The sequence below is a fragment of the Streptomyces sp. NPDC048473 genome (assembly GCF_043200155.1).
Classification (GTDB): Bacteria; Actinomycetota; Actinomycetes; order Streptomycetales; family Streptomycetaceae; genus Streptomyces.
On sequence record NZ_JBICXE010000025.1, the window covers coordinates 109986 to 132852 of the forward strand.

The window sequence follows — 22867 nt, forward strand, 5'->3', positions numbered from 1 at the left end:
GTCAGCCCTCGTCCCCGGGCCTGCCCGTCAGCCCTTGTCGGGCGTCAGGCGCAGTGAGATCGAATTGATGCAGTACCGCTGGTCCGTCGGGGTCGGGTAGCCCTCGCCCTCGAAGACATGGCCGAGGTGCGATCCGCACCGGGCGCAGCGGACTTCGGTGCGGACCATGCCGTGGGTGCGGTCCTGGATCAGTTCGACCGCGTCCGTGTCCTTCGGGTCGTAGAAGGACGGCCAGCCGCAGTGCGACTCGAACTTGGTGTCGGAGCGGAACAGCTCTGCGTCACAGGCGCGGCAGGAGTAGACGCCCGTGGTCTTGGTGTCGGTGTACTCGCCGACGAAGGCGGGTTCGGTGCCGGCCTGGCGCAGGACCGTGTACTCGGCGGGGCTCAGCTCCGCCCGCCACTGCTCGTCCGGCTTCTCGATGTCGTACGACACGTCGCTCCCTCAGCTCGACAGGTGGTCCAGGATCTGCGGGCCGAGGTCCGTGACGTCGCCCGCCCCCATGGTGAGAACGAGGTCGCCGGGCTTCGCCATTCCCGCGATGACCTCGGGTACCGCCGCCTTGTCGTGGACGGCGGTGACATCGGCGCCCGCGGACCTCGCGGCGCCGATGATCAGGTCGCTGGTGATGCCGGGGATCGGGTCCTCACGGGCCGGGTAGATGTCCAGGACCACGGAGGCGTCGGCCAGCACGAGGGCCTGGCCCATCTCGGCGCCGAGCTCCTGGGTGCGGGAGAAGAGGTGGGGCTGGAAGACGACCAGGAGGCGGGCGTCGGACGCGGCGCCGCGCATCGCTTCGAGGTCCGCGGCCATCTCGGTGGGGTGGTGTGCGTACGAGTCGATGACCTGCACCCCTGCCGCCTCGCCCTTGAGCTGGAGGCGGCGCTTGACCCCGGTGTACTTGCCGAGGGCCGAGGCCAGGTTGTGGGCCGGGATACCGAGGGCGACGCCGGCGGCGAGGGCCGCGACCGCATTGTGGGCGTAGTGGCGGCCGGGCACGGAGACCGTGAACGTGAGGTACTTCCCGTTCAGGATGACCGTGACCTCGCTGGTCAGGCCGCGCGGGGTGACCTTGTGGACACGTACGTCGGCGGTCTCGGACTCGCCGTAGGTGACGACCTTCACCGACGAGAGGGCGCGCACCCGCTTGGTCAGCTCGACGGCGCCGGGCTGGTCGGCGGCGATCACCAGGGTGCCGTCCGGGACGATCTTGCCGGCGAACCTCTCGAAGGATTCGTAGATCTCGTCCATCGAGGCGTAGTTCGCGTGGTGGTCCAGCTCGACATTGAGGACGATCGCGACCTCGGGGTCGTACTTCTGGAAGCTGCGGTCGCTCTCGTCCGCCTCGGCGACGAAGATCTGGCCCTCGCCGTGCGCGGCGTTGGTGCCGGGGCCCGCGAGGTCGCCGCCGATGGCGTACGAGGGGTCGAGGTTCAGCTCGGACAGGGCGACGGCCAGCATCGATGTGGTGGTCGTCTTGCCATGCGTACCGGCCACCGCGATCGCACGCAGGCCCCCCATCAGGGAGGCGAGCGCGTCGGAGCGGTGCACGACGGGGATCGACAGCTCGGCGGCGCGCACCAGCTCCGGGTTGTCGGGGCGGATGGCGCTGGAGACGACCACGCACGAGGCGTCGTCCGCCAGGTGTCCGGCGGCGTGCCCGATGTGGACGGTCGCCCCCAGCGCCCGCAGCGCCTCGACCGTTCCCGACTCCTTGGAGTCACTGCCCGCAACTTTCGCGCCGCGCTGGGTGAGGATCTTCGCGATGCCCGACATCCCGGCGCCGCCGATGCCGATGAAGTGCGGCCGTTCCATGGCGGCAGGAATACCGGGTGCCATGCGTGTGTCTCCCCAAAAGTTGAAACGAGTCCCGCACAGCCTATTCGCTGTGCGCGAAGAGCTTGAGCACCGGTACGCCGACCTTGTGCCGGGCCCTGGACGCCCAGTCCCGGTGGAAGAACTCCTCCACGTAGTGCGGCGCGGTCAGCACGATGACCTCATCCGCCTCCGCGTCGTCGACCACGGACTTCAGCTTGTCCAGCGGGTGCTCCTCGATCACCTGTCCGACCGCTTCGGAGCCTGCCTGCCGCAGGGCCTCAAGTGACACTTCGAGCGCCAGTTCGGCGGACTGCCTGGCGTTCTTGCCCTCCGGCTCATCACCCTCCCGGGCGGCTTCCTTCAGTTCACCCATTGCCAGGTCGTCGATGGCCCGCAACAGCACATCGGCCTGGTCACCGCGCGGCTGCATGAGCACGACGAAGGAGATCTGCTCCTCCCCGTGCAGGGTGGTGACGAACTCGACGTCCTCGGAAGTGAGGGGCTTCTCGATCATCAAAACGCTGGTGAACACTACGGGCGCCCTTCTGCATCAGTGACCGTCGCCGGTCTCTGCCGAAACCATCCTTCCCCGTGCTCGCACGGGGTCTGCGAGAGTAATTGTGCCCACCGGAAGCTAACCGGAACGGTAAATTCCACCGATTGTCAGATCCGACGGTATCGGGTGAAGAGGAACCCGGCCTCTTCCAGCATCGATGCCAGGGCGAATCGTTCCGGCACGGGGACCGAGGGGCCACCGGCGATCCGCTGCGCGTTTCCGGCGGTCAGCATCGGCGAGAGCGTCAGACAGAGCTCGTCCAGCACCCCGGCCGCCACGAACTGGCCCAGCATCCTGGGGCCGCCCTCGGTCAGCAGTCGCTTGAGTCCGCGGTCCGCCAGCTCCCGTACGGCCCTGGCGGGGTCCACTCGGGAGCCCTCCCCCGCGATCACCACCTCGGCACCCGCCTTGCGCGCCGACTCGATCCGGTCCGCGGGGGCTCCGGTGCCGGTCAGCACGAGGGTCGGGACGAGCGGCGAGACGAAGAGCGGCAACGAGAAGTCCAGGTCCAGGCTGCCGCTCACCACGGCGATCGCCGGCGCGGGCCCCTGCCCGGCCGCGGCCCGGCGGGCGGCGAAGGCCTCGCGGGCCCTGGCGGGCCGGTAGCCCTCCAGCCGTACCGTCTCCGCCCCCGCCACGACCACATCGGCCAGAGCGCGCAGGGTGCCGAAGATCCGCATGTCGCTCTCGCAGGAGATCGGCTGCGAGCGCCCGTCGTGCTGGGCGGCACCGTCCAGCGTCGAAACCATGTTGGCGCGCAGCCAGGGGCCGTCCTGCTCGGGGTACGCGTAGGCGTCGGCCAGATGGTCCAGGCTCCACTCCCCCTCGTCGTCAGCCGGTGTCAGGTCGGTCACAGGGAAGAGGCGTCGCATGTTCTGCAGTCTGGCACGGCGCTTAAGGTTGAGAGTTGTGTCGTCCTCCACCGCCGTGCCGGGGCAGAGCCCCATAGCCGAAACGGCCCCGCTGTCCCTGTGTGCCCTCGAGCCGCACGTCCCCGCCGACCGCATGGTCGCCGAGATGGTGCCGCCGCCGCGCTTCGACTCCGTACGCTTCGATACCTACGTCCCGGACCCCAACCAGCCGAGCCAGATCGAGGCGGTCAAAGTCCTGAGCGGCTTCGCGGGCGGGCTCGGCGGGGCGCATGCCACCGGCTCCGGCAAGAACAGAAGAGCGCGAAGCGCCTCCTCGGAGGGGTGGTGGCGGGCGACGGGTGGGCGGTTCAGCAAGAAGCCGACGGCGCCCGCGGCGCCCCTCGGCGTCTACCTCGACGGCGGCTACGGCGTCGGCAAGACGCACCTGCTGGCCTCCCTCTGGCACGCCACGCCCGCCGCGCCGTCGCTGAAGGCGTTCGGCACCTTCGTCGAGCTGACAAACCTGGTCGGTGCGCTGGGTTTCCAGCAGACCGTGCAGACCCTGAGCGGGCACCGGCTCCTGTGCATCGATGAGTTCGAGCTGGACGACCCGGGCGACACGGTACTGGTGTCGTCGCTGCTCAGCAGGCTGGTCGAGGCGGGGGTCGCGCTCGCCGCCACCTCCAACACGCTGCCCGGCAAGCTCGGTGAGGGCCGGTTCGCCGCCGCCGACTTCCTGCGGGAGATCCAGGGGCTGTCCTCGCACTTCCGTCCGCTGCGGATCGACGGCGAGGACTACCGCCACCGAGGGCTGCCCGAGGCCCCCGCGCCGTACTCCGACGAGCAGGTCATCAAGACCGCGTACGCCACCGAGGGCGCCAGCCTGGATGACTTCCCCTCGCTCCTCGACCATCTCGCCCGGGTCCATCCGAGCCGCTACGGCGCGCTGACGGACGGCCTGCGGGCGGTCTGCCTCACCGAGGTCCAGCCGGTACCGGACCAGTCGACCGCGCTGCGGCTCGTCGTCCTCGCCGACCGGCTGTACGACCGGGAGGTTCCGGTGCTCGCCTCCGGGGCCCCGTTCGACAAGCTGTTCAGTGAGGAGATGCTGAACGGCGGGTACCGGAAGAAGTACTTCCGGGCGATCTCCCGGCTCACGGCGCTGGCGCGCGACGCAAAGGGTCTGGTGGCGCAGTAGGTTCGGGGGCGTACCACCCGAAGCAGGTTCGGGTGGTACCGCCCGAGGTGCCCCGGGGCGCCTCGTATCTCCCGTATCAACCGCGCACACCGTTCGAAGGGATCCAGCATGGCTACCACGCGTCAGGCGCACACGGCCTGGGAAGGCAACCTGATCGAGGGCAAGGGCGTCGTCACCTTCGACTCCTCCGGCATCGGCGACTACGAGGTCTCCTGGCCGTCCCGCGCGGAGAAGGCGAACGGGAAGACCAGTCCCGAGGAGCTCATCGCGGCGGCCCACTCCAGTTGCTTCTCGATGGCACTGTCCAACGGCCTAGCCACCGCCGGCACCCCGCCGACCCGGCTGAATACCCAGGCCGAGGTCACCTTCCAGCCCGGTACCGGCATCACCGGTATTCACCTCACCGTCCAGGGCGAGGTGCCCGGTCTCGACGAGGCGGGCTTCGTCAAGGCCGCCGAGGACGCCAAGGCGAACTGCCCGGTCAGCCAGGCGCTCACGGGCACGACGATCACGCTCACCGCGTCCCTGGCCTGACCCCACGGGCCCCTCCGGGCCCGTGAGACGCGCGAGGCTCAGTGACCCGCATGGTTCCCGCGCGGCGATACGCGTGGTACACACATGCGGGTCACTTCTCCTGTCCGCCAGCAGGGAGTTGCCTCATGTCATCAGCAGCTGCACGACGACTCGCAACACGACGACAGGTCCTGGCCGGCAGCGGCGCGGCCGTTGCCTCGATCGCCTTCGCCGGGGCGTTCTCCGAACTCTTCGCGGGTACCGCCGCCGCCCGTGGACACAGCGGCTACGGCCCGCTCGTGCCCGACCCGGACGGCCTGCTCGACCTCCCGAAGGGCTTCCGCTACCGGGTCCTGTCCCGGGAGGGAGACCCGCTCCGCTCCGGCGAGGGCCAGGTCCCCAGCAACCACGACGGCATGGCCGCCTTCACGGGCCGGCACGGACACGTCCGTCTCGTGCGCAACCACGAGAACCGCGCCACCGGAAAGATCCCGGTCCCGACCGTCGAGGGCCTCACCTACGACCCGATGGGCAAGGGCGGCTGTACGGCCCTGGAGCTGGACGGCCGCAACAACGTCCTTAGCGAACGCGTCGCCATCGCCGGTACGGCGGTGAACTGCGCGGGCGGCCGCACCCCTTGGAATACCTGGCTGACCTGCGAGGAGACCGAGGACAAGGCCGGCACCAACGGCTACACCAAGGACCACGGCTTCATCTTCGAGGTGGACGGCGCCGATCCGCACCGCACCGGGGCCGTGCCGCTCACCGCGATGGGCCGCTTCCAGCACGAGGCGATCGCGATCGATCCGAAGAACGGGATCGTGTACGAGACAGAGGACGCGTTCGACAAGCCGTTCGGGCTCTTCTACCGCTTCCTGCCGAGGAAACCGCTCGGCGGGACGGGCTCGCTGCGGGCCGGCGGTCATCTGGAGGCCATGCGGGTGCCGGGCGTCCCCGACCTCTCCGTGATCCAGGAGACCGGTGCGAGTTTCGAGGGCGTCGAGTGGGTTCCCGTACCGGATCCGCAGGCGGCCGAGACCCCGATCCGGTTCCAGGACTTCGGCCCGGAGGGCATCACGCACGCGCAGAAGCTGGAGGGCTGCTACTGGGGCGGTTCGGCGGTCTACTTCGTCTCCAGTTTCGCGCACAGCTCGCAGGGTTCGGCGGCCGACCACTACGGCCAGGTGTGGCGGTACGAGCCGAAGCGGCGCCGCCTCACCCTGGTGATCGTCTTCGGTCCCGGTACGGACATCCAGCTGCCCGGCGAGTCCCCCGACAACATCTGCCTGGCCTCCGACGGCGGGCTGATGGTGTGCGAGGACGGCGACGGCGCACAGCATGTGTTCGGCCTGACGCGGGGTGGCGAGGTGTACGCGATGGCGCGGGGCCGGCAGAACATCGGGACGTCCGAGGAGCCCGCGTGGGGCGAGTTCGCCGGGGTCACGTTCGCTCCGGACGGCGGGACGATGTTCGTCAACTGCTACACGCCGGGGACGACGTTCGCGGTGACGGGGCCGTGGCGCTGACGTGTTGACGTGCCGGGGCGGGCAGTTGCTGTCCGCCCCGGCACGCTGCCCGGGGCGAAGCCTGCTACCCATTGGTGAACGCCCCGTCCGGTCGGCACCTGGCCCGGACGCGCCTGCGAGCCCGGCGGCCCGCCCCGTGGCCCGCAGCAGACCACCCGCCGACCCTCGGATTTCATCGGGCCCCTCACCGGCCGCCCAGACCAACACCTGGGCGTCGCAGCCGCTTCCGGCACCCGATGCCGGTCGTCGGGTTCGCCACGCGTCTCCGACCTGATGCGAACGCGCCCGTCCTAGCCGGAGCATGCCGTGCGCTGGGCCTCCTGCCATTCGCAGACCGGACAGAGCGTGATGCCCTTGACCGACTCCGGGTACTCGGTCGGCTTCCGGCACAGCACGCACTCGGCGTACGGAGGTCCTGCGGCGGCCTCCGCCCCGGCGGGTGCGGGGGCCACAGCAGGCGTTCCGCAGTACGACTCGTCCATGCGCTCGTCCATGCGTCCGTCGATGCGCTCGTCCATGCGTACGAGCCTACTCAGCCGCGCAGCGAAGTGAGCCTGCAGGCGAGCGCGGCCACCGCGGCGGCGAGGGCGGCGGCTGCGACGAACGGCAGGAGCGGCACGTGCACGGTGCCGGTCTGCGAACCGGTGACCAGGCCCGTCACGGCGTAGTTCGCGGGCGAGCCGCTGGTCACCAGGGCCAGCAGTGCGGCGAGCACGGTGGTGGCGACGGACCAGCCGCGCCGGTGCAGCAGCGGCCGGGTGCACAGCGCGCCGACCGCCGCCCCCAGCAGCACGCAGCAGGCGGCGGCGAGCAGTCCGGCGAGCCCGGCGGGCAGCAGTGCGACCCGGACGGCGTTGTCGGTACTGGCCGGCTTGCTGATCAGTAGCACGATCAGGGTGGCGGCCACGCCCAGCAGCCCGGCACACCCGAGCGCGGCGAGCAGCGACGCCAGATGGACCCGCGGCGATCCCGCCACCGCGGCAGTGACGGTCCGGGCGGCGGGTGGCTCCTGGTTGGCACAGAGCTGTACGAGCCAGGCGGTGACGGGCAGGAGCCCGGCGGCGGCGTATCCGAGCGAGTCGAGAACGGGCTGCCCCGACTGCACGCCGATGCCGAGGAAGGCCGCGTACAGCAGAACGGGGGCGAGCCAGCGCTGGGAACGGATCAGCAGGGCGGTCTGGTAACGGAGGAGGGCGGTCATGGTGCCTCGGGGGTCGAGCGGGCACGGGAGGCCGGGGCGGTCTCCGGGTGCGGGACGATCTCCGGGCCAGGAGCGGTCTCAAAGCCCGGGACGATGTCCGGAGCGGCGCCAGGGGCCGACTCGCCCCCGGGAGCCGGAGCGGCCTCCGGATTCGCGACGGTGTCCGGGGCCGGCTCGGCCCCGGAGGCCGGGACAGCTTCCGGGCCCAGGGCGGCACCTGGGTAGGTCGTCAGTTGCCGGATGCGCCACGGCGGGCGCGCCGTGAGCAGGGCGCGCAGCAGCGCGTCGGAGTGTGCGGCCGCGACGGTGAGCCGTACGCCCCCGTCGGCCGCGGGTGTGCGCTCGGGTGCGCCCGGCAGCCCTGCGGGGAGCGCGGCGCCCGGTGGGCCCGCCGCCTCGATCCGTACCCGCGGCCCGGTCCCCGCGGACTGCGCCACGGGCACGGCGACGAGCCCGTGCCCCTCGACCCGGAACACGGTGTCGACCGTCCCGGCGAGCCGGCGCGGGTCGTGGTCGACGAAGACGACGGTGGAGCCCGCCGCGACCCGCTCGGCCACGGCCCTGTCCAACTCGTCGCGGGCCGCGGCGTCCAGGCCGGTCCATGCCTCGTCCAGGACCAGCAGCTCCGGTTCGGCAAGGAGGGCCTGGGCGACGGCGACCTTCTGGCTGGTGCCCTTGGAGAGTTCCGGGAGAGGTGTACGGGCATGGCCGGCGGCCCCGAATCGGGCGAGCCACGACTGCGCCCGGTCCGCCGCCTCGGAGGTCCGCAGGCCGTGGATCCGGCCGAGGTGGACCAGGTACCCGGCCGCCGTGAACGGCAGCGCGGCCGGGAAACGCTCGGGGACGTATGCCGTACGGGGCCTGCGGCCGGTGATCCGGCCCTCCGTCGGGGCGTCGATCCCGGCGAGCAGCCTCAACAGCGTCGACTTGCCGGTGCCATTGGCCCCCTCGATCCGGATCAGGGTGTGCGAGGGCAGGTCGAGATCGACTCCGCGCAGCACCCATGGTCCGCCGATCCCGTACCGGCGGCCCACCCCACTCAGGTTCAGTTGGCCGACGCCTTCTCGGGCTTGACCTCGCTGGGCCGTACGATCACGAATCCCTCGCCGTCCAGCCGCAGTTGGACGGCCTCTCCTGACCCGCCGCGCATCATCGAGCCGAAGCTCTGCGAGCGGTGCAGCGATGTGGTCAGGTTGGCGCTCCAGCCGACCACCGCGTCCGTGTCGACGCACACCGGCTGCTGGGGCGTGACGGGTATGACAATGGGGTGGCCCTCGCACATCAGGCCGAGCTTGCCGTATCCGGTGAAGACGCTGTTGAAGAGGCCCCCGCCGGTCATCCCGGCGCCCTTCACGGTCTTGATCTCGTAGGAGAGCGTGGCGTCGAAACAGAGCACGTTGCGGCCGTTGATGGTGAGGACGTCGCCCTGCTCCATGTCCACGATGAAGCAGTTGGCGGCCTCGTGCGCGAACCATGCCTCGCCCTGGCCGCGGACCGCCATCAGCGGCAGCCCCTCGCCGGTGACGGCGCGCTTGAGCATGCCGCCGAGGCCCTGGCCCTTGCGCTCGAACTGCAGATCGCCGCGGAAGGCGATCATCGCTCCCTGGCGGGCATGCATCTCGCCGTTCACGGCGTACTTGATGGATTTGGCGTTCTGCAGGGTCATCCCGGGGGCGGTTGCCTGCTGCGCCATGTTCTCGCTGGAAAAGAGATCGCTCTTCATGCGCTGCATCCTCACCCGGAGCGATTCATTCCGCCAAGAAGCGATTCTCGGGCGGCTGGCAGACTGGTACGAGTGAGCGACAACGACATCCCCGTATCCCCGTCCGCATCCCCGGCCACGTCCGGCTCCCTTGCGACGGACAGCCCGTTCAGGTCCGGGCGGACAAGCCGCGACGAGGCCCCGCAGTACGTGCTGCCGCTGGTCGTGCACATCGAGAAGACGGCTCCCCCGGCCCGTACCGACGCACTGCGGACCGCCGCCCGCGCGGTGCTCGTGATGCTCTCCGACGAGCGCTCGGCCGACGAGGGCGAGTGGGCGCAGGCGATGCGGGACTGGCAGGACGCCCGGATCCGCAAGGTGGTGCGGCGGGCACGCGGCGCGGAGTGGCGCAAGGCGTCCGCGCTGCCCGGCATCACGGTCACGGGCGAGAGCGCCGAGGTACGGGTCTTCCCGCCGGTGCCTCTGGACGGCTGGCCGAAGGAGCTGGCGAAACTCCAGGTGTCGGGGACGGATCTGGACGACCCCGAGCCGCCGGCCGCGCCCGATCCCGCGGGCCCGGTGCTGTGGCTGAACCCGGAGCTGGACATGTCGGCGGGCAAGGCGATGGCGCAGGCCGGGCACGGTGCGCAGCTTGCCTGGTGGGAGCTGTCGGAGACGGAGCGCAAGGCGTGGCGCGAGGCGGGCTTCCCGCTGTCGGTCGCCGTTCCGGAGGCGGGCCGCTGGCAGGAACTCACGGTGAGCGGGCTTCCGGTGGTGCATGACGCCGGGTTCACCGAGATCGCCCCCGGGAAAACTCTTGTGGTCGAGGGAGGCGATCGCTACTCCCCTCTCCCGCGCCTACGGCGACCGTAGGCGGACTGCTCTGCGTCGGCATCTCCGACAGCCCGCCGATCCCGCTCAGCCGGCACGCCGCCCACTCGCCGTGGACTGTGGAGGCTCCGGCGGAAGGACTCCAGGTCGGCCTCGACGCCGCCACTGCCAAGCTCAACAGCCTCAGCCGGGTCCCGGCCGACGGCCGGCCCCAACTGGTCGGCCTCGGCATGCCCGTCTTCACCGACCAGACACCCTCACCACCAGAAGCAGGAGAACCAGACCATGCACCCGATACGCCTGATCTCATTCGGCTACTGGCCCGGGAGTCCTAGCTCAGACACCAGCCGCAAAGTAGGTCGCGAGTAGCGCGGCGTCCCCGTTTCCCTGCCCTGGTGATCCCGCACTCCTTAAAATGGCCCGGCTCGCCGCCCAACCACCCAACAGGCCGACGGCACCGCTTCCCCCCACCCACTAAGGAACCATGCCATGACCGCCCCGCACGCCTTCCCCCTGGAGCCCACCCCGATCCATGTGTCCGACAAGGTCCTCGATGACCTGCGCGCCCGTCTCACACTGACCCGTCCGCCGCTGGACGAGGGGAATGGGGACTGGTCCTACGGCGTCCCGGACAGCTATCTGCGTGAGCTGATCGCCTACTGGCGGGACGGCTACGACTGGCGCAAGGCCGAGGCCGCCATCAACGCCTACGAGCACTACCAGGTGAGCGTCGCCGGTGTCCCGGTGCACTTCATGCGCAAGCCCGGCCGCGGCCCCCGTCCGATCCCGTTGATCCTCACCCACGGCTGGCCGTGGACGTTCTGGCACTGGTCGAAGGTGATCGACCCGCTCGCCGACCCGGCCGCGTTCCGCGGTGACCCCGCCGACGCGTTCGACGTCATCGTGCCGTCCCTGCCCGGCTTCGGTTTCCCCGGCCCGCTCACCGGCTTTTCGGACGTCAACTTCTGGAAGGTCTCCGACCTCTGGCACACCCTGATGACCGAGACCCTGGGATACGAGAAGTACGCCGCCGGGGGCTGCGACATCGGCGGGATCGTCTCCAGCCAGCTCGGCCACAAGTACGCCGACGAGCTGTACGGCATCCATATCGGCTCCGGGCTGCCGCTCGACTTCTTCACCGGCCCCCGCGCCTGGGACCTCGCCCGGAATCGGCCCCTCACCGGCGACCAGCCCGCCGACGTCCGCGCCCGCATCATCGAGCTGGACCACCGCTCGGCGTCCCACCTCGCCGTGCACATGCTCGACGGCGCCACCCTGGCCCACGGACTGAGCGACTCACCCGCCGGGCTGCTCGCCTGGCTGCTGGAGCGCTGGAACGCCTGGAGCGACAACGGCGGCGACGTCGAGTCCGTCTTCACCAAGGACGACCTGCTCACCCACGCCACGATCTACTGGGTGAACAACTCCATCGCCACGTCGATGCGTTACTACGCCAACGCCAACCGCTACCCCTGGGCCCCCGCCCACGACCGCACCCCGGTCGTGCAGGCCCCGGTCGGCCTCACCTTCGTCACGTACGAGAACCCGCCCGGCATCCACACCGCCAACGAGCGCGTCCGGGCGTTCAAGACCGGCCCGCAGGCCGATTGGTTCAACCACGTCAACGTCAACGCCCACGACCACGGCGGCCACTTCATCCCCTGGGAGAACCCCGACGCCTGGGTGAGCGACCTGCGCCGCACCTTCCACGGCCGCAGGCCCTGAACGACCCTGCGGGCTCGTCCGGCGACGGGCCGGGCAAACGTTGCCTGGCGGGGGCGTGCGCGTCGGCCGACCGCCCCGCATGGCCCGCCACGCCGTCTGCCTGAGCCGGCCTACCTGCGGGACCCCGCTCGCCGCCACCCTCCCGGGAGCCCTGTCATGCCCACCGCCACGCCCGTTCCGTCAGCGGGCCTCTACCAGAGCAACGGGAAGCTCCGCCGCGGCGCTGATCGCCGCACTGATCGGCCTGTTCGAGACGACGCTGGACGCACTGATCGTCAGCGTTGCGCTACCAAGCATCAGGCACGATCTCGTCGGAATGCCGCATCCATGCAACGGGATGCTCGCTCGACCGCTTCTCCGAGTTGGTCCATGTCGGAGAGGAAGGCCAGACGCTTGTCCTTGGGCAAGTCCGACAGTCTCTCCACCTTGGGATCATCCACCAGGAGCACCGAGTAGCCCGGCAGGAACTGCACATCGCCGATCACTGCGAATCCCGCGTTCAAGCGCCGCAGCACCGCGGGGTTTTCGCCTCGCAGAGCGCTCCCGATCCGATCCATCCGCCAGCCGTCAACCACGGCCAGAACCTGCCCGGCCGCGATCACCTGCCCCTCAGAGGGTGCCTGGGAGCGCCACAGCCCAGGCCCTGACGCGGTCGCTCACTCCCCGGGCGCCCTGCCGCGCGGATCGGCCGTGCCGCCGGCCGGTGGTGAGGGCGGCCGGCCGGTGAAGGCACGCAGGGCCAGCTCGATCCTGATTTCCTCGCTGTCCAGGACCGACTGCAGTCGGCGCAGGACGATGTCGTCGATGGTGCGCTGGTCGCGCAGGCGGATCAGGGCGCTGCGTTTGACGTCGATCAGGGTGCGGCGCAGTTCGAGTCCCGCCCGCACGCCGGGACCGGTGGCGTCGGACGGTTCCGCGACCTCGGTGGCGTACTCGCGCAGTTCGCTCAGGATGGCGTTGGCGGTCTCCGGTGGCGTATCCAGGCGGCCGGCGAGGTCGGGAAGCGCCTCCACCGCGGCGGTGGCGATCTGGCGATGGGCGCGGCGCTCCTCGGTGGTCTCGATGGCATCGCCGTGGAGCCCGGACCAGCGGATCACCGCGGGCATGGTCGTCCCCTGGAGGACCAGGGTGACCAGGATGACGGTCACGGCGGTGAAGACCAGCAGGCCGTGTCCCGGGAGCGGACGGCCCTGGGCGGTGGTGGCCGGGACGGCGAGCGCGGCTGCCAGCGACACGGCCCCGCGCACGCCGCTCCAGGCGAGGGGAAAACGTTGCCGGGCGCCGGAGCGCAGCGTGCGCTGGACCGGGCGGCGGTCGACGGCGCGGATGAGGTAGGGCACCGAGTACAGCCACAGCAGGCGAGTGGCGATCACTACGCCGCTGATGAGCAAGGCGGTGACGGCCGCGTATCCCAAGGAGGCGGAGCCGACGCCGCTGACGATGGCGGGTGTCTGAATGCCGACAAGGACGAACAGGGCGCTGTTGAGGATGAAGGTGCTCACCTTCCAGAAGTCGGTGATCTGCACTCTGGCGCCCGCGCTGATCACCTTGGGGCCTGCCTGGCTGAGGATGAGACCGCAGGTGACCACTGCCAGGACGCCGGAGACGCCCAGGACTTGCGCGGGCAGATAGGTGGCGAACGGGGTGAGCACGGCCAGGGTGCTCTCCAGCACGCGGTCACGCAACCACCTGCGCAGTGCCACCACGACGACGGCGCAGGCGGCGCCGATCGCGACACCGCCCGCGTAGGCCAGCAGGAAGCGTGCGGCGGTGCCCGACCAGGTGACGGCCTGTCCCTGAACGGCGACCCCGACGACCACCGCGTAGAGGGCAAGTGCGGTGCCGTCGTTGATCAGGCTCTCCGCCCGGAGGATGGTCCGGATCCGGCGGGGCAGGAGCCGGGCAACCGCCCGCACAGCGATGGCGTCGGTGGGGGCGACGACGGCGCCCAGGACGAAGGCGAGCGGCCAGGAGAGGCCCAGCGCGTGCCCCACCCCGGCCACGGCGGCAGCGGTGGCCAGCACCAGGCCGGTCGCGAGCAGCACGATTCCGCGCAGATTCGTCCGGATCTCGCGGAGCGAGGTGGTCAGCGACTCCCAGTAGAGCAAGGGTGGCAAGAAGAGCAGCAGAACGACCGGGGGCGGCAGGACCAGCGTGCGGAACTCGGGGGTGAGACCGATCAGGCAGCCACCCGCCACCAGCAGGACCGGCTCGTTCCAGCGCAGGCGGCGAGCCAGCCACGTCATGGCCAGCACGGCCGCGAGAATTACCACGGTGACTTCCAGGCCCCGCATTCGGCACCGCCTTCCCGATGGGGCAGGCACCCCTTTCCCTGGTGGTTCAGCCCTGGGCGAGTTCGGCCAGGGCGTCGAGACGGGTGGGCGTCCAGCCGAGCTCGCGGCGCGCCCGGGCGCCGCTGAACTGCTGGTCGAGGGCGAATGCCTCGGCGATCGGGCCCATCCGCCGTACGGCCTCCTCGACGGTCAGCGACTCGATCCGGTCCGGGCATCCGGCGGCGTGGCTGAGGGCCCGGGTGACGTCCGCCAGCGGAAGGTTCTGGCCGCCGACCCCGGCGTAAACGGAACCGGCCGGGGCGTTCAGGGCCAGGACGTACAGCTCGGCGATGTCGTCGACGTGGACCAGTGCCCAGTGGTTGGAGCCGTCCCCGATGCAGGGCACGGCACCTGCGGTGCGCCCCGGCTCGACGAAGAACGACTGCGCCAGTCCGCCGGAGCGGCCGTACACGAGCCCTGGCATCACCATCACCGGGCGCTCTCCGGTGGCGGCCCGGGCGAGCACCCGCTTCTCGTTCTCCAGCCGCCAAGCGGTGATGCGTGGCGGGCTCAGCGGGGCGTTCTCGTCGACGACCCCGTCGGTGTCGCCGTACACCCACACCCCGCCCGTGTGCACATAGGGGCCGCTTCCCACACCGTCCTGCAGTGCCTCCGCCGCTGCGCGGTCGACGTCCGCGGTGCCCTCGGCGTAGTCCACCCCGAGGTGGATGACCCCGTCGGCCCCGCGGGCCGCCCCATGGAGGACATCGGTGTCGGTGAGCGCCCCCGCAACCGGGGTGGCGCCAAGGTCCGACACGGTGCGCGCCGCGTGCTCGCTGCGCGCCAGCGCCGTCACGCCGATGCCGTGCCCGGTCAGTGCCCGGATGGTGGAGCGGCCGATGTAGCCGGAGCCGCCTGTGATGAAGATCTGCATCGCTCTCACGGTCCTTGTCGATGGCGGCGGGGTATTCCGCCGCTCCTCCACCCTGGCCCGTACCGCGGCCGGCGTCCAAGACCTCTTCCGTCAGCGGTGATGTCCCCCGGGCATCAGTGCTGGGCGGCGGCGATGTCGGCGAACTCCGGGAGCAGCGGGGAGCGGCGGCCGGCGCTCCAGGCAAGGCAGACCTCATTGGGGCCGATGTCGTCGATGGGCACATGCGCGACATCGGTATGGGTGTAATAGGCCGCGGTGGACAGCGGAAGGACGAGGACGCCCCCGGACGTCGCGACGTGTTCCAGCTTCTCCTCGACGGTGGCGAACGAGGGCCGCGGCCCGGCCCCCTCGCCGCCGGTACGCTCAGGGAGGTCACGCCACTCGGGGACGGCGTCGGGGTCCTGCAGCAGCCGCTCGGGCGCCAGATCCGCGATAACGATGGACTCCTTGCCCGCCAGCCGGTGGTCCGCCGGCAGTACGGCGACGCGCGGCTCCCGGAAGAGCGGGCGCAGCTCCAGGCCGCGATGGTCGACGGGCAGCCGTACGAAGCTCACGTCGAGAAGGCCCTCGTGCACCCCTTGCACCTGGTCGCCCCAGGAAGTGCGCACCACCTGCAGGCTCAGCTCGGGATGCCTGGCGGAGAAGGCGCGCACCGCGCCGGTCACGGTGATCCCGGGCATGAAGCCGACCGTGAACGCCGAAGATCCGTGGGCGGCCTGCTGGACCCGGCGGCACAGGGCCTGCGCGGTGGCCAGCAGGGGGCGCGCGTCCTCCAGCAGCTGACGGCCGGCAGCCGTCAGCTCGGTGGTCTGCTTGTTTCTGATGAACAGCTGCGCGCGCAATTCGTGCTCCAGCGCGCGGATCTGCCGGGAGAGCACCGGTTGCGTGATGTGCAGCCGCCCGGCGGCCCGGCCGAAGTGCAACTCCTCGGCCACAACCACGAAGTAGCGCATCTTGCGCAGATCGACATCCACGACATCTCCCACCGTGCAGACGCCACACCCCAGCCTAGTTCCTCCGGACCGTGTCGTCGGGGAGATCAGTTGAGCAGGTTTGGCCAACCCCTGAGCACCAGGTGGGGAAATTCGAGGCTCTGCCGGTCGCGGGGGCGGACACGCGGACCTGGAGGTCCTCACCGCGGCCCGGGGCGGACAGGACGACCGGCTTCGCGGATGCCACCGTGGTGGGCGCCCCACGGTCTTCTGCGCGTTTACGGTGTTCGAGTCGGACATGGAAGTGCTTCCGTCCCGTTTCTTTACGTGGTTGGCGCGGTGGGCCCGGCGGTCAGCGGCGCCGCAGTGCCGGGTCGAGCAGCGCGGGCGGGGTGTCGTTCTTCTCGTGCGCGGCCAGGTCGGTGCCGGGAGCGACAATCGCGTCGAGCGCGTCGGCGGAGAGCACGGTGTCAGCGGCGGCGAGCTGCGAGTGCAGGTGGTCCAGTGTGCGGGGACCGATGAGCGCGCTGGTCACGGCGGGATGCGCGGTCACAAATCCGAGCGCGACCTGGATCGTGGTCAGGCCCGCCTCGTCGGCAACCGTGGCCGGCTGCTCGACGGCATCGAGCCTGGCCCGGTTGGCGGGGATGGCGGTGTCGAAGCGTTGCGGCAGGAACGTGGAGCGGCTGGTGGTGATGGACCGGCCCTCGCGGATCGCGCCCGACAGCCAGCCCGAAGCCAACGGGCTCCACACCAGCACACCAAGGCCGTACTGCTCGGTCACGGGCAGCAGATGGGTTTCGATACCGCGCTGCAGGATCGAGTAGGTGGGCTGTTCGGTGAGGCGTGGCCGGCGTCTGCCGGCGAGATGGCGACGAGGGTCGCCGCCCGTGTGGAGACGACGACCCGGCCCATGGCCAGTCCCATTCCGAGCATGAGCAGCCGCATCCACCACAGGTCGGTACGTGAGCCGATCAGCGCCATCAGCGCGACACGGCCCGCCGTGCCGGCCAGGCCGAGGATGACGAGTTCGTGCACGGTGGTCGCCGACCATCCCGCGCTGCGCGGCTGAGGGCGGCTTCCAGCGGCCGTTCTCCCGTGCCAGCGGGGCCCGTTCGCCCTTTTCCTCAGGGCCCGTTGAACATCCCGGTGCGGAGATACGTACCTCCCGGTACTGCCGCACCGGCAGTATTCGACGCCGTCACGCCTCGGCCCGGGAGAGACCTTGTTGCGACGCATCAACGGAACGGCCCTCATCATCGCGGCGCTCGTCGCCACGCTCGGCGCGCTCGCCTATCCCGTCTGGTCCTACGCCGACCGATCGGGCACCGGCCAGGCCAATCTGAACGCCTCGACCGTCGCCACCCAGTGGGGTCCGCTCTCCGCGACCGACCGGGACCTCCTGGTGAAGGTGCGCCTCGCCGGACTCTGGGAGCTGCCCGCCGGGCAGCAGGCCATCGAGCGCGCGCCGACCCAGGCGATCAAGGCCGCCGGGGACCATCTGGTGGTCGGGCACACGGATCTGGACCGCCGGGCCCGGGACGTGGCGGCCAAGCTCGGTGTGGAGCTGCCGAACCAGCCGACCGAGCAGCAGCAGGGCTGGCTGCGCGAGCTGACGGCGGCGCGCGGCCAGGAGTACGAGCGCAAGTTCGCCAATCTGCTGAGGAACGCGCACGGCAAGGTCTTCGCTCTGATCGCCCAGGTCCGGCACACCACCCGCAATTCGCTGATCCGGCAGCTGGCGACCGATGCCAACCAGACGGTGCTCGACCACATCACCATGCTGGAGGGCACCGGTTTCGTCGACTTCGACGCGATCGCGCGCGAGGCGGCGGGCGCGGCGACGGCGAGTCCGACGGGACCGCCCGCTCCGGCCGGCACAGTCGTGCCGCAGGTGCCGGTTCCGGCGGAACCGACCGGGGACATGTCGTTCACCTCGCGGCCCTCCACGATGCCGATGCCCTGACCGCCCCGGACCGGGAACCTCAAATCAACCTCTGAACGTCCCCCTCTTCGGATTCACCACCGCCCGCCAGGGCCATTAGCCCTGCACGGAGTGGAGGAGGGGGACGACATGAAGCTGGGAATCGGCATCGGCTGGCGGCCGGAGATCGCGGACGCCGTCGAGGAACTGCCGGGGATCGACTGGGTGGAGGCGGTCGCGGAGAACATCTGCACCGACCATCTGCCCGATTCGCTGGCACGGCTCAGGGCACGCGGTGTCACCGTCGTCCCGCACGGCGTCTCACTGGGCCTCGGCGGAGCCGAACGCCCCGATGCCGGCCGGCTCGCGGATCTCGCGGCCCGGGCCGAGCTGCTCGGAACGCCGCTGGTCACCGAGCACATCGCGTTCGTACGGGCCGGGGGGCCGCGCACCGCTTCGCCGGGGCTGGAAGCGGGCCATCTGCTGCCCGTGCCGCGGACCTGGGACGCGCTGGACGTGCTGTGCGAGAACGTACGGATCGCGCAGGACTCGCTGCCGGTGCCACTGGCACTGGAGAACATCGCGGCGCTGATCTCCTGGCCCGACGAGGAGCTGACCGAGGGGCAGTTCCTGGCGGAGCTGGTCGAGCGCACCGGGGTCCGGCTGCTGATCGATGTCGCCAATCTGCACACCAACCATGTCAACCGCGGCGAGGACCCGGCGACCGCGCTCGACGAGCTGCCGGTGGAGGCCATCGCGTACGTACATGTGGCGGGCGGCGTCGAGAAGGACGGCGTCTGGCACGACACCCACGCCCACCCGGTCACCGAGCCCGTGCTCGACGTCCTCGCCGTACTCCGCTCCCGGGTCGACCCGCCCGGCGTACTCCTGGAACGGGACGACGACTTCCCGCCGGCCGAGGAGCTGGCGGGCGAACTGACCACGATCCGCGCCACGCTGGACCGGGCGGCTGCCCTTGGCACCGGTACGTCGGCGCATGCCGGGAAGTCCGTATCGCGGCCGGTCCGCAGCACCGTGCCGTCCCTGGAATCGGTGCGTGACCGGGTCGCGGTCGCCCAGACCGCGCTGCTCTCCGCCCTCGTCGCGGGCACCCCCGCCCCGCAGGGCTTCGACCGCCGCCGTCTCGGGATTCAGAGCCGTGCCCTGGCCGCCAAGCGGGCCGGGGTCGTCGCCAAGGTGGCACCCGAGCTGCCTCAGATCCTGGGCGCCGACTACCGGGACGCCTTCCTCGCGTACGCCAGGACCCGTCCCATGTCCGCCGGATACCGGCGCGACGCGCTGGACTTCGCCGAGGGGCTGCTGATCGCCGGCCGGCCCGCCGACGACGCGGCACGGCGCCGGCTGACCCACTGGTGGCAGGACCGGGCCGCCGCGCGACCGCCGCGCCGCTCCACCCGGCTGGTACGAGCGGCCCGCGCGGCCCTGGTCGGAAGGTGACCGGCATGAACGCCCTCGCAGTGCTGGTGGATCTCGGCATCGTGGTCTCCTCGGTCCTCCTGATCGTGGGGCTCGCGCGTGCCCGTGGCGGGTCCGGCGGCTCCGTCCACGACCTCTTCGAAGTCGCTTTCCTGAACGGTGGTCCGGGCAGGGTGGTGGACACCGCGCTCACCGCGATGCAGGCGGACGGGCGGCTCGCCATCGGCGGTCCCGGCATCGTCGCCGTCCAGCAGGCGGGCGCCCGTGACCCGGTGGAGCGCGCGGTGCTCCAGGAACACGCCATGGCGCCCAGCGGCGCGCTGCACGCCCTGCGTGATGCGGTGATGCGGCACCCGGCGGTGCAGGAGATCGGCGACGGGCTCGCGGCCCGCGGTCTGCTGGCCGCACCCGCCGCGATCCGTACGTGGCGCCGCTGGGGCATTGCGCAGGGGCTGGGCTGCTTCCTTGCCATCCCGGTCACCGTCGTGGTGACGGCTGTGCAGTCCATGGCCGACTACTCGCCCGACGGGGACTTCTCCGTACCGTTCATCTTCAAGGTCCTCCCCTTCCTGCTGATCGGCTTCCCGATCGGCTTCGTCTGCGCCGGCGTCGCCCGGGGACGCGTCACCAAGGCGGGACGGCAGGCAGCCGAGGCGTACCGCACCGCCCATGCGTACAACCCGCACCCGGCCCATCTGGTGGCCACGCACGGACTGCGGGCCCTCCCCGATCCCGTACTGCAGACGCAGCTGATCGCGGCGGCCCGGATGCGCCCGGCCGGACGGCCGCTGCTCTCGGGCTCGCGCTCGTCCTCGTCCTCGGACTCCTCCGGCATGTTCGTCGCACCGGCGGTGTGGTGTGCCGGCACGAGCCCCGGCAACGGGAGCTGCGGAAGCTCCAATGGCGGTGGCAGCGGCAGCGGAGGGGGCGGCGGCGGGTGCAGTTCGGGGTCGAGCTGCGGTTCGGGGTCCAGTTGCAGTTCAGGGTCCGGCTGCGGCGGGTCGAGCGGCTCCAGTTGCTCCAGCAGCAGCGGCTCCAGTTGCTCCAGCAGCAGCGGTTCCAGCTGCGGTGGCGGGTCCAGTTGTGGCAGCAGTTCCTGAGCGACGGCGGCATCCGGCGCCTCGGCCCACGCCGCCGAACCGTCCGCATGATGAACAGACCATGGCGTTCCACGCCCGCCTCGCATAGAAATCCGCCATGCTCTGGGTTCTGTTTCTGCTGGTCGCATGGGGTGCGGCAGCCATCTCGTGCATCCGGCTCTGTATCGTCTCCGCCCGCGCGGGGCTGCTGCCCGACGTATCCGCCAATACCTTACGGACGGTGATCGACGGTCATGAACTGACCCTGTACGAGACCGCGTTCCTGGCCGGCGGCCCGCACCGGGTGGTCGATCTGGCGCTGGTCACCATGCATCTGCGGCGACGGCTGCTGCTCGCCCACACCGGCTGGGCGACGGTCGTCGACCCGGAGGGCCGGGACGAGATGGAGCGCGCGGTGATCCGTGCCATCGGTCCGGAGGGCCAGTCCCCGATACCGCCGATACGGACGGCCGCGGCGGCCGCCGACACCGTGCGTGCCCTGGCCGACCGGCTCGTCACCGCGGGCCTGGCCGTCCCCGGCGGCGCCGGGACCGATGTCGCGGCCGCGGTCCGCGCGGTGCGGGGCGCGGCTCTGCTGGTGGTCGCGATGGGTGCTGTGGCGCTGCTGATGCCCGGTCAGGAGCGCAGCGCCGACGGTCCGGTGGTCTCGCTGCTCGTCTGGTTCGGGCTGCCGCTCGTGCTGACCCTCGGCTGTCTGATCATCGCCCGGATGGAAGTCCATCCGCACAGCTCATGGGCCTCACCCGCCGGACAGCGACTGCTTGCCGCGAACGAGGTCCCGGCCGCTGACGCGGACCGTGACATGCTGGCGGCGATCGCCGTACGGGGTGTGCGCGCCGTGGACGATCCGGCGTTGCGGGCCGCGTTCGGGGGCCACCGTCCGTCCAGCTGATCACCCACCCGACCGATCCCCCTTCGGCTCCGTCCACCCGAGCGCAGGGAACGTGCCTGAGAGCGGTAGCACGGTACGGAACGCTCGGATCCCTGGTTCCGCCCGCCCTGACCGTGGCCCCGGCCACCTGCCTCGATCGCCCGGCGGCGAAACCCGTGGGAGCAAAAGGTCCCCATTTCGCGGTCCATGGTCGAGGCCGACTCCGCAGCAGACCGACCGATTCGGTGACGGGATGTCAATTTCCGTCACGGAGAACGCCATTGACGAACGTGGACAGCATTGACCGACGGGCCGGCACCAGGGCGGGTTCGATCTGGCGGCTGTCGCAACTCCGCGCTGCCGCTGGTGGGCCCCGCATCGCCGCGCCGGACTGTTGCGAGCCTGAGCAGCGGGCTGAGCGCCGCAGTCAGGTGCCGGCCGCTGGGCCGCACCGCAGCCGGTCCGGTCGGTTGCGACCTTCTCCCGCCGGTAACGCATGCATACCCCCGCTGCAGGCTCGGCATCAGGGGCGGAAAGGAGTAATGATGGAAATCGACAAGCCGACGTCACTTATTTCATAACGACCAGCGGCCTGGCCGGATATTTCATAATGAAAACGACCGGCGGCCTGGCCGGACCGACGCGAGAACGGTGGCGACAGTCCAGCTGACTCCTGTTCCGGCTGCGTCGCTTCTTCCGCGCATGGCATTCCCTTGTAAACGCCATGGTGACTGAACAACCCGCCCTGCCGTTTCCTTGGTGGTCAGTCGGCACCGCCCCGGGACCTCGGAGCAGAAGAGAGCCCCCGGTGAAGTACATAGCCGAGCAACTGCGCGCCTCACCCGAGCCTGCGGACCACGTCCCGGCGCGGCCCGCAGTGTCCGCCGGCGACTGCGGGCTGCTCCTTATCAGGATCACGATCGGCCTGCTGATGGCAGGGCACGGCTGTCAGAAACTCTTCGGAATATTCGGTGGTGGCGGCCTCACCGCCACGGGCAAGGGGTTCGCCGCACTGGGCTACCGTCCCGGAACGGTCTACGCCGCCATCGGCGGCGGTTCCGAGCTCCTGGGAGGCATCGGTCTGGCTCTGGGACTGTTCACGCCACTGGCGGCGGCTGCCCTGATCGGCGTGATGATCAACGCCATGGTCACCGTCACCGCGGCACACGGTCTATGGGAATCACAGGGTGGCGTGGAGTACAACATATGCATCGCGGTCGTCGCACTCGCCATCACCGCCATCGGCCCCGGGCGGCTCGCTCTCGACCGGCCCTTCCGCTGGGGAAAGGGCGGTTGGAGTGAAGCCGCCTTCGCGCTGTGCCTCGGCGGCATCGGCTCCGCCATCGTGCTGAGCCTCTAGCCTCACCGTCGCGGTCGAGGTGGGGCCTGTCGGCGGTTGGCGGTTGGCGGTTGGAAATGTGAGTCCCCATGCGCCGCGCCTGCGGGCAGTCCGGGCCGGCTCTCAGCGCTCGCCC

The 22867-nt window shown here is 70.8% G+C and carries 22 protein-coding genes and 2 pseudogenes; 10 read left to right on the forward strand and 14 right to left on the reverse strand.

Going from position 1 to position 22867, the window contains the following annotated elements; translation table 11 throughout:
* Positions 1–27: 27 nt before the first annotated feature.
* The 4 genes from msrB to ACGFU7_RS31815 form a co-directional block, all read right to left on the reverse strand.
* A complete protein-coding gene (gene msrB / locus ACGFU7_RS31800) occupies positions 28–435 on the reverse strand; it encodes a peptide-methionine (R)-S-oxide reductase MsrB (RefSeq protein ID WP_393700390.1) in 408 nt (135 codons plus the stop codon).
* Positions 436–444: 9 nt separating this feature from the next.
* Positions 445–1839 (reverse strand): UDP-N-acetylmuramate--L-alanine ligase, encoded by a 1395-nt coding sequence (gene murC / locus ACGFU7_RS31805; RefSeq protein WP_393700391.1) that lies wholly within the window; start codon positions 1837–1839, stop codon positions 445–447.
* Between the two features lie 40 nt (positions 1840–1879).
* Positions 1880–2332 (reverse strand): indole-3-glycerol phosphate synthase, encoded by a 453-nt coding sequence (locus ACGFU7_RS31810; RefSeq protein ID WP_393700392.1) that lies wholly within the window; start codon positions 2330–2332, stop codon positions 1880–1882.
* Between the two features lie 149 nt (positions 2333–2481).
* Positions 2482–3246, reverse strand: a complete 765-nt coding sequence (locus tag ACGFU7_RS31815; protein ID WP_393700394.1) for a pyrimidine reductase family protein — start codon at positions 3244–3246, stop codon at positions 2482–2484.
* Between the two features lie 37 nt (positions 3247–3283).
* Here ACGFU7_RS31815 and zapE point away from each other — a divergent pair, with 37 nt between their 5' ends.
* The 3 genes from zapE (at position 3284) to ACGFU7_RS31830 (ending at position 6462) form a co-directional block, all read left to right on the forward strand.
* Entirely contained in the window at positions 3284–4423 is a 1140-nt protein-coding gene (gene zapE, locus ACGFU7_RS31820) for a cell division protein ZapE (RefSeq protein WP_393700396.1), read from the forward strand.
* Positions 4424–4531: 108 nt separating this feature from the next.
* Positions 4532–4957 carry an OsmC family protein gene (locus tag ACGFU7_RS31825; RefSeq protein WP_393700398.1) on the forward strand — a complete coding sequence of 142 codons (426 nt, stop codon included), beginning with the start codon at positions 4532–4534 and terminating at the stop codon, positions 4955–4957.
* 125 nt (positions 4958–5082) lie between these two features.
* On the forward strand, positions 5083–6462 hold the full coding sequence (locus ACGFU7_RS31830) for an alkaline phosphatase PhoX (protein WP_393700399.1): 1380 nt from the start codon (positions 5083–5085) through the stop codon (positions 6460–6462).
* A 290-nt stretch (positions 6463–6752) separates the two neighbouring features.
* Here the strand turns inward: ACGFU7_RS31830 and ACGFU7_RS31835 are convergent, their stop codons facing one another.
* The 4 genes from ACGFU7_RS31835 to ACGFU7_RS31850 are packed head-to-tail and all read right to left on the reverse strand — an operon-like array spanning position 6753 to position 9386.
* Positions 6753–6944, reverse strand: coding sequence for a hypothetical protein (locus ACGFU7_RS31835; RefSeq protein WP_393700439.1), 192 nt, complete (start codon positions 6942–6944; stop codon positions 6753–6755).
* A 50-nt stretch (positions 6945–6994) separates the two neighbouring features.
* On the reverse strand, positions 6995–7663 hold the full coding sequence (locus tag ACGFU7_RS31840; RefSeq protein WP_393700400.1) for an ABC transporter: 669 nt from the start codon (positions 7661–7663) through the stop codon (positions 6995–6997).
* Entirely contained in the window at positions 7660–8712 is a 1053-nt protein-coding gene (locus tag ACGFU7_RS31845) for an ATP-binding cassette domain-containing protein (protein WP_393700440.1), read from the reverse strand. Before ACGFU7_RS31845 ends, ACGFU7_RS31840 begins: the two co-directional genes overlap by 4 nt.
* Positions 8709–9386 carry an AIM24 family protein gene (locus ACGFU7_RS31850; protein ID WP_393700402.1) on the reverse strand — a complete coding sequence of 226 codons (678 nt, stop codon included), beginning with the start codon at positions 9384–9386 and terminating at the stop codon, positions 8709–8711. Before ACGFU7_RS31850 ends, ACGFU7_RS31845 begins: the two co-directional genes overlap by 4 nt.
* 72 nt (positions 9387–9458) lie before the next feature.
* Between ACGFU7_RS31850 and ACGFU7_RS31855 the strand changes: the two genes are divergently transcribed.
* Together ACGFU7_RS31855 and ACGFU7_RS31860 are read left to right on the forward strand one after the other, a co-directional pair.
* Positions 9459–10238: a peptidyl-tRNA hydrolase gene (locus tag ACGFU7_RS31855; protein WP_393700403.1), complete on the forward strand. Its 780-nt coding sequence runs from the start codon at positions 9459–9461 to the stop codon at positions 10236–10238.
* Between the two features lie 447 nt (positions 10239–10685).
* Positions 10686–11921, forward strand: a complete 1236-nt coding sequence (locus ACGFU7_RS31860; protein WP_393700405.1) for an epoxide hydrolase family protein — start codon at positions 10686–10688, stop codon at positions 11919–11921.
* Between the two features lie 308 nt (positions 11922–12229).
* Here the strand turns inward: ACGFU7_RS31860 and ACGFU7_RS31865 are convergent.
* From ACGFU7_RS31865 to ACGFU7_RS31890, 6 genes and pseudogenes are all read right to left on the reverse strand, one after another.
* Positions 12230–12496, reverse strand: a pseudogene (locus ACGFU7_RS31865) (diadenosine tetraphosphate hydrolase); the annotation flags it as partial.
* An 81-nt stretch (positions 12497–12577) separates the two neighbouring features.
* Positions 12578–14215 (reverse strand): Na+/H+ antiporter, encoded by a 1638-nt coding sequence (locus tag ACGFU7_RS31870; RefSeq protein WP_393700407.1) that lies wholly within the window; start codon positions 14213–14215, stop codon positions 12578–12580.
* A gap of 46 nt (positions 14216–14261) precedes the next feature.
* Complete coding sequence (locus ACGFU7_RS31875; protein WP_393700408.1) at positions 14262–15128, reverse strand: NAD-dependent epimerase/dehydratase family protein; 867 nt, start codon at positions 15126–15128, stop codon at positions 14262–14264.
* 113 nt (positions 15129–15241) lie between these two features.
* A complete protein-coding gene (locus ACGFU7_RS31880; protein ID WP_393700410.1) occupies positions 15242–16114 on the reverse strand; it encodes a LysR family transcriptional regulator in 873 nt (290 codons plus the stop codon).
* Positions 16115–16412: 298 nt separating this feature from the next.
* Positions 16413–16904: pseudogene (locus ACGFU7_RS31885) on the reverse strand (aldo/keto reductase); the annotation flags it as partial.
* Positions 16841–17098, reverse strand: a complete 258-nt coding sequence (locus tag ACGFU7_RS31890; RefSeq protein WP_393700445.1) for a hypothetical protein — start codon at positions 17096–17098, stop codon at positions 16841–16843. The pseudogene ACGFU7_RS31885 and the gene ACGFU7_RS31890, both read right to left, overlap by 64 nt.
* Positions 17099–17288: 190 nt before the next feature.
* Here ACGFU7_RS31890 and ACGFU7_RS31895 point away from each other — a divergent pair, with 190 nt between their 5' ends.
* From ACGFU7_RS31895 to ACGFU7_RS31915, 5 genes are all read left to right on the forward strand, one after another.
* Positions 17289–18026, forward strand: a complete 738-nt coding sequence (locus ACGFU7_RS31895; RefSeq protein ID WP_393700441.1) for a DUF4142 domain-containing protein — start codon at positions 17289–17291, stop codon at positions 18024–18026.
* 108 nt (positions 18027–18134) lie between these two features.
* Positions 18135–19442, forward strand: a complete 1308-nt coding sequence (locus tag ACGFU7_RS31900) for a DUF692 domain-containing protein (RefSeq protein ID WP_393700412.1) — start codon at positions 18135–18137, stop codon at positions 19440–19442.
* Between the two features lie 5 nt (positions 19443–19447).
* Positions 19448–20521, forward strand: coding sequence for a TIGR04222 domain-containing membrane protein (locus ACGFU7_RS31905; protein WP_393700414.1), 1074 nt, complete (start codon positions 19448–19450; stop codon positions 20519–20521).
* Between the two features lie 97 nt (positions 20522–20618).
* Positions 20619–21413, forward strand: a complete 795-nt coding sequence (locus ACGFU7_RS31910) for a TIGR04222 domain-containing membrane protein (RefSeq protein ID WP_393700415.1) — start codon at positions 20619–20621, stop codon at positions 21411–21413.
* Between the two features lie 856 nt (positions 21414–22269).
* Positions 22270–22752, forward strand: coding sequence for a DoxX family protein (locus ACGFU7_RS31915; RefSeq protein WP_393700442.1), 483 nt, complete (start codon positions 22270–22272; stop codon positions 22750–22752).
* The last annotated feature ends 115 nt before the right edge of the window (positions 22753–22867 follow it).

Excerpts from the sequence above, each read along its gene's own strand:
- murC (WP_393700391.1), bottom strand. The coding sequence starts at position 1,839 with ATGGCACCCGGTATTCCTGCCGCCATGGAACGGCCGCACTTCATCGGC.
- ACGFU7_RS31810 (WP_393700392.1), bottom strand. The coding sequence starts at position 2,332 with ATGATCGAGAAGCCCCTCACTTCCGAGGACGTCGAGTTCGTCACCACC.
- ACGFU7_RS31815 (WP_393700394.1), bottom strand. The coding sequence starts at position 3,246 with ATGCGACGCCTCTTCCCTGTGACCGACCTGACACCGGCTGACGACGAG.
- ACGFU7_RS31825 (WP_393700398.1), top strand. The coding sequence starts at position 4,532 with ATGGCTACCACGCGTCAGGCGCACACGGCCTGGGAAGGCAACCTGATC.
- ACGFU7_RS31830 (WP_393700399.1), top strand. The coding sequence starts at position 5,083 with ATGTCATCAGCAGCTGCACGACGACTCGCAACACGACGACAGGTCCTG.
- ACGFU7_RS31835 (WP_393700439.1), bottom strand. The coding sequence starts at position 6,944 with ATGGACGAGTCGTACTGCGGAACGCCTGCTGTGGCCCCCGCACCCGCC.
- ACGFU7_RS31840 (WP_393700400.1), bottom strand. The coding sequence starts at position 7,663 with ATGACCGCCCTCCTCCGTTACCAGACCGCCCTGCTGATCCGTTCCCAG.
- ACGFU7_RS31850 (WP_393700402.1), bottom strand. The coding sequence starts at position 9,386 with ATGAAGAGCGATCTCTTTTCCAGCGAGAACATGGCGCAGCAGGCAACC.
- ACGFU7_RS31860 (WP_393700405.1), top strand. The coding sequence starts at position 10,686 with ATGACCGCCCCGCACGCCTTCCCCCTGGAGCCCACCCCGATCCATGTG.
- ACGFU7_RS31870 (WP_393700407.1), bottom strand. The coding sequence starts at position 14,215 with ATGCGGGGCCTGGAAGTCACCGTGGTAATTCTCGCGGCCGTGCTGGCC.
- ACGFU7_RS31875 (WP_393700408.1), bottom strand. The coding sequence starts at position 15,128 with ATGCAGATCTTCATCACAGGCGGCTCCGGCTACATCGGCCGCTCCACC.
- ACGFU7_RS31900 (WP_393700412.1), top strand. The coding sequence starts at position 18,135 with ATGAAGCTGGGAATCGGCATCGGCTGGCGGCCGGAGATCGCGGACGCC.
- ACGFU7_RS31905 (WP_393700414.1), top strand. The coding sequence starts at position 19,448 with ATGAACGCCCTCGCAGTGCTGGTGGATCTCGGCATCGTGGTCTCCTCG.
- ACGFU7_RS31910 (WP_393700415.1), top strand. The coding sequence starts at position 20,619 with ATGCTCTGGGTTCTGTTTCTGCTGGTCGCATGGGGTGCGGCAGCCATC.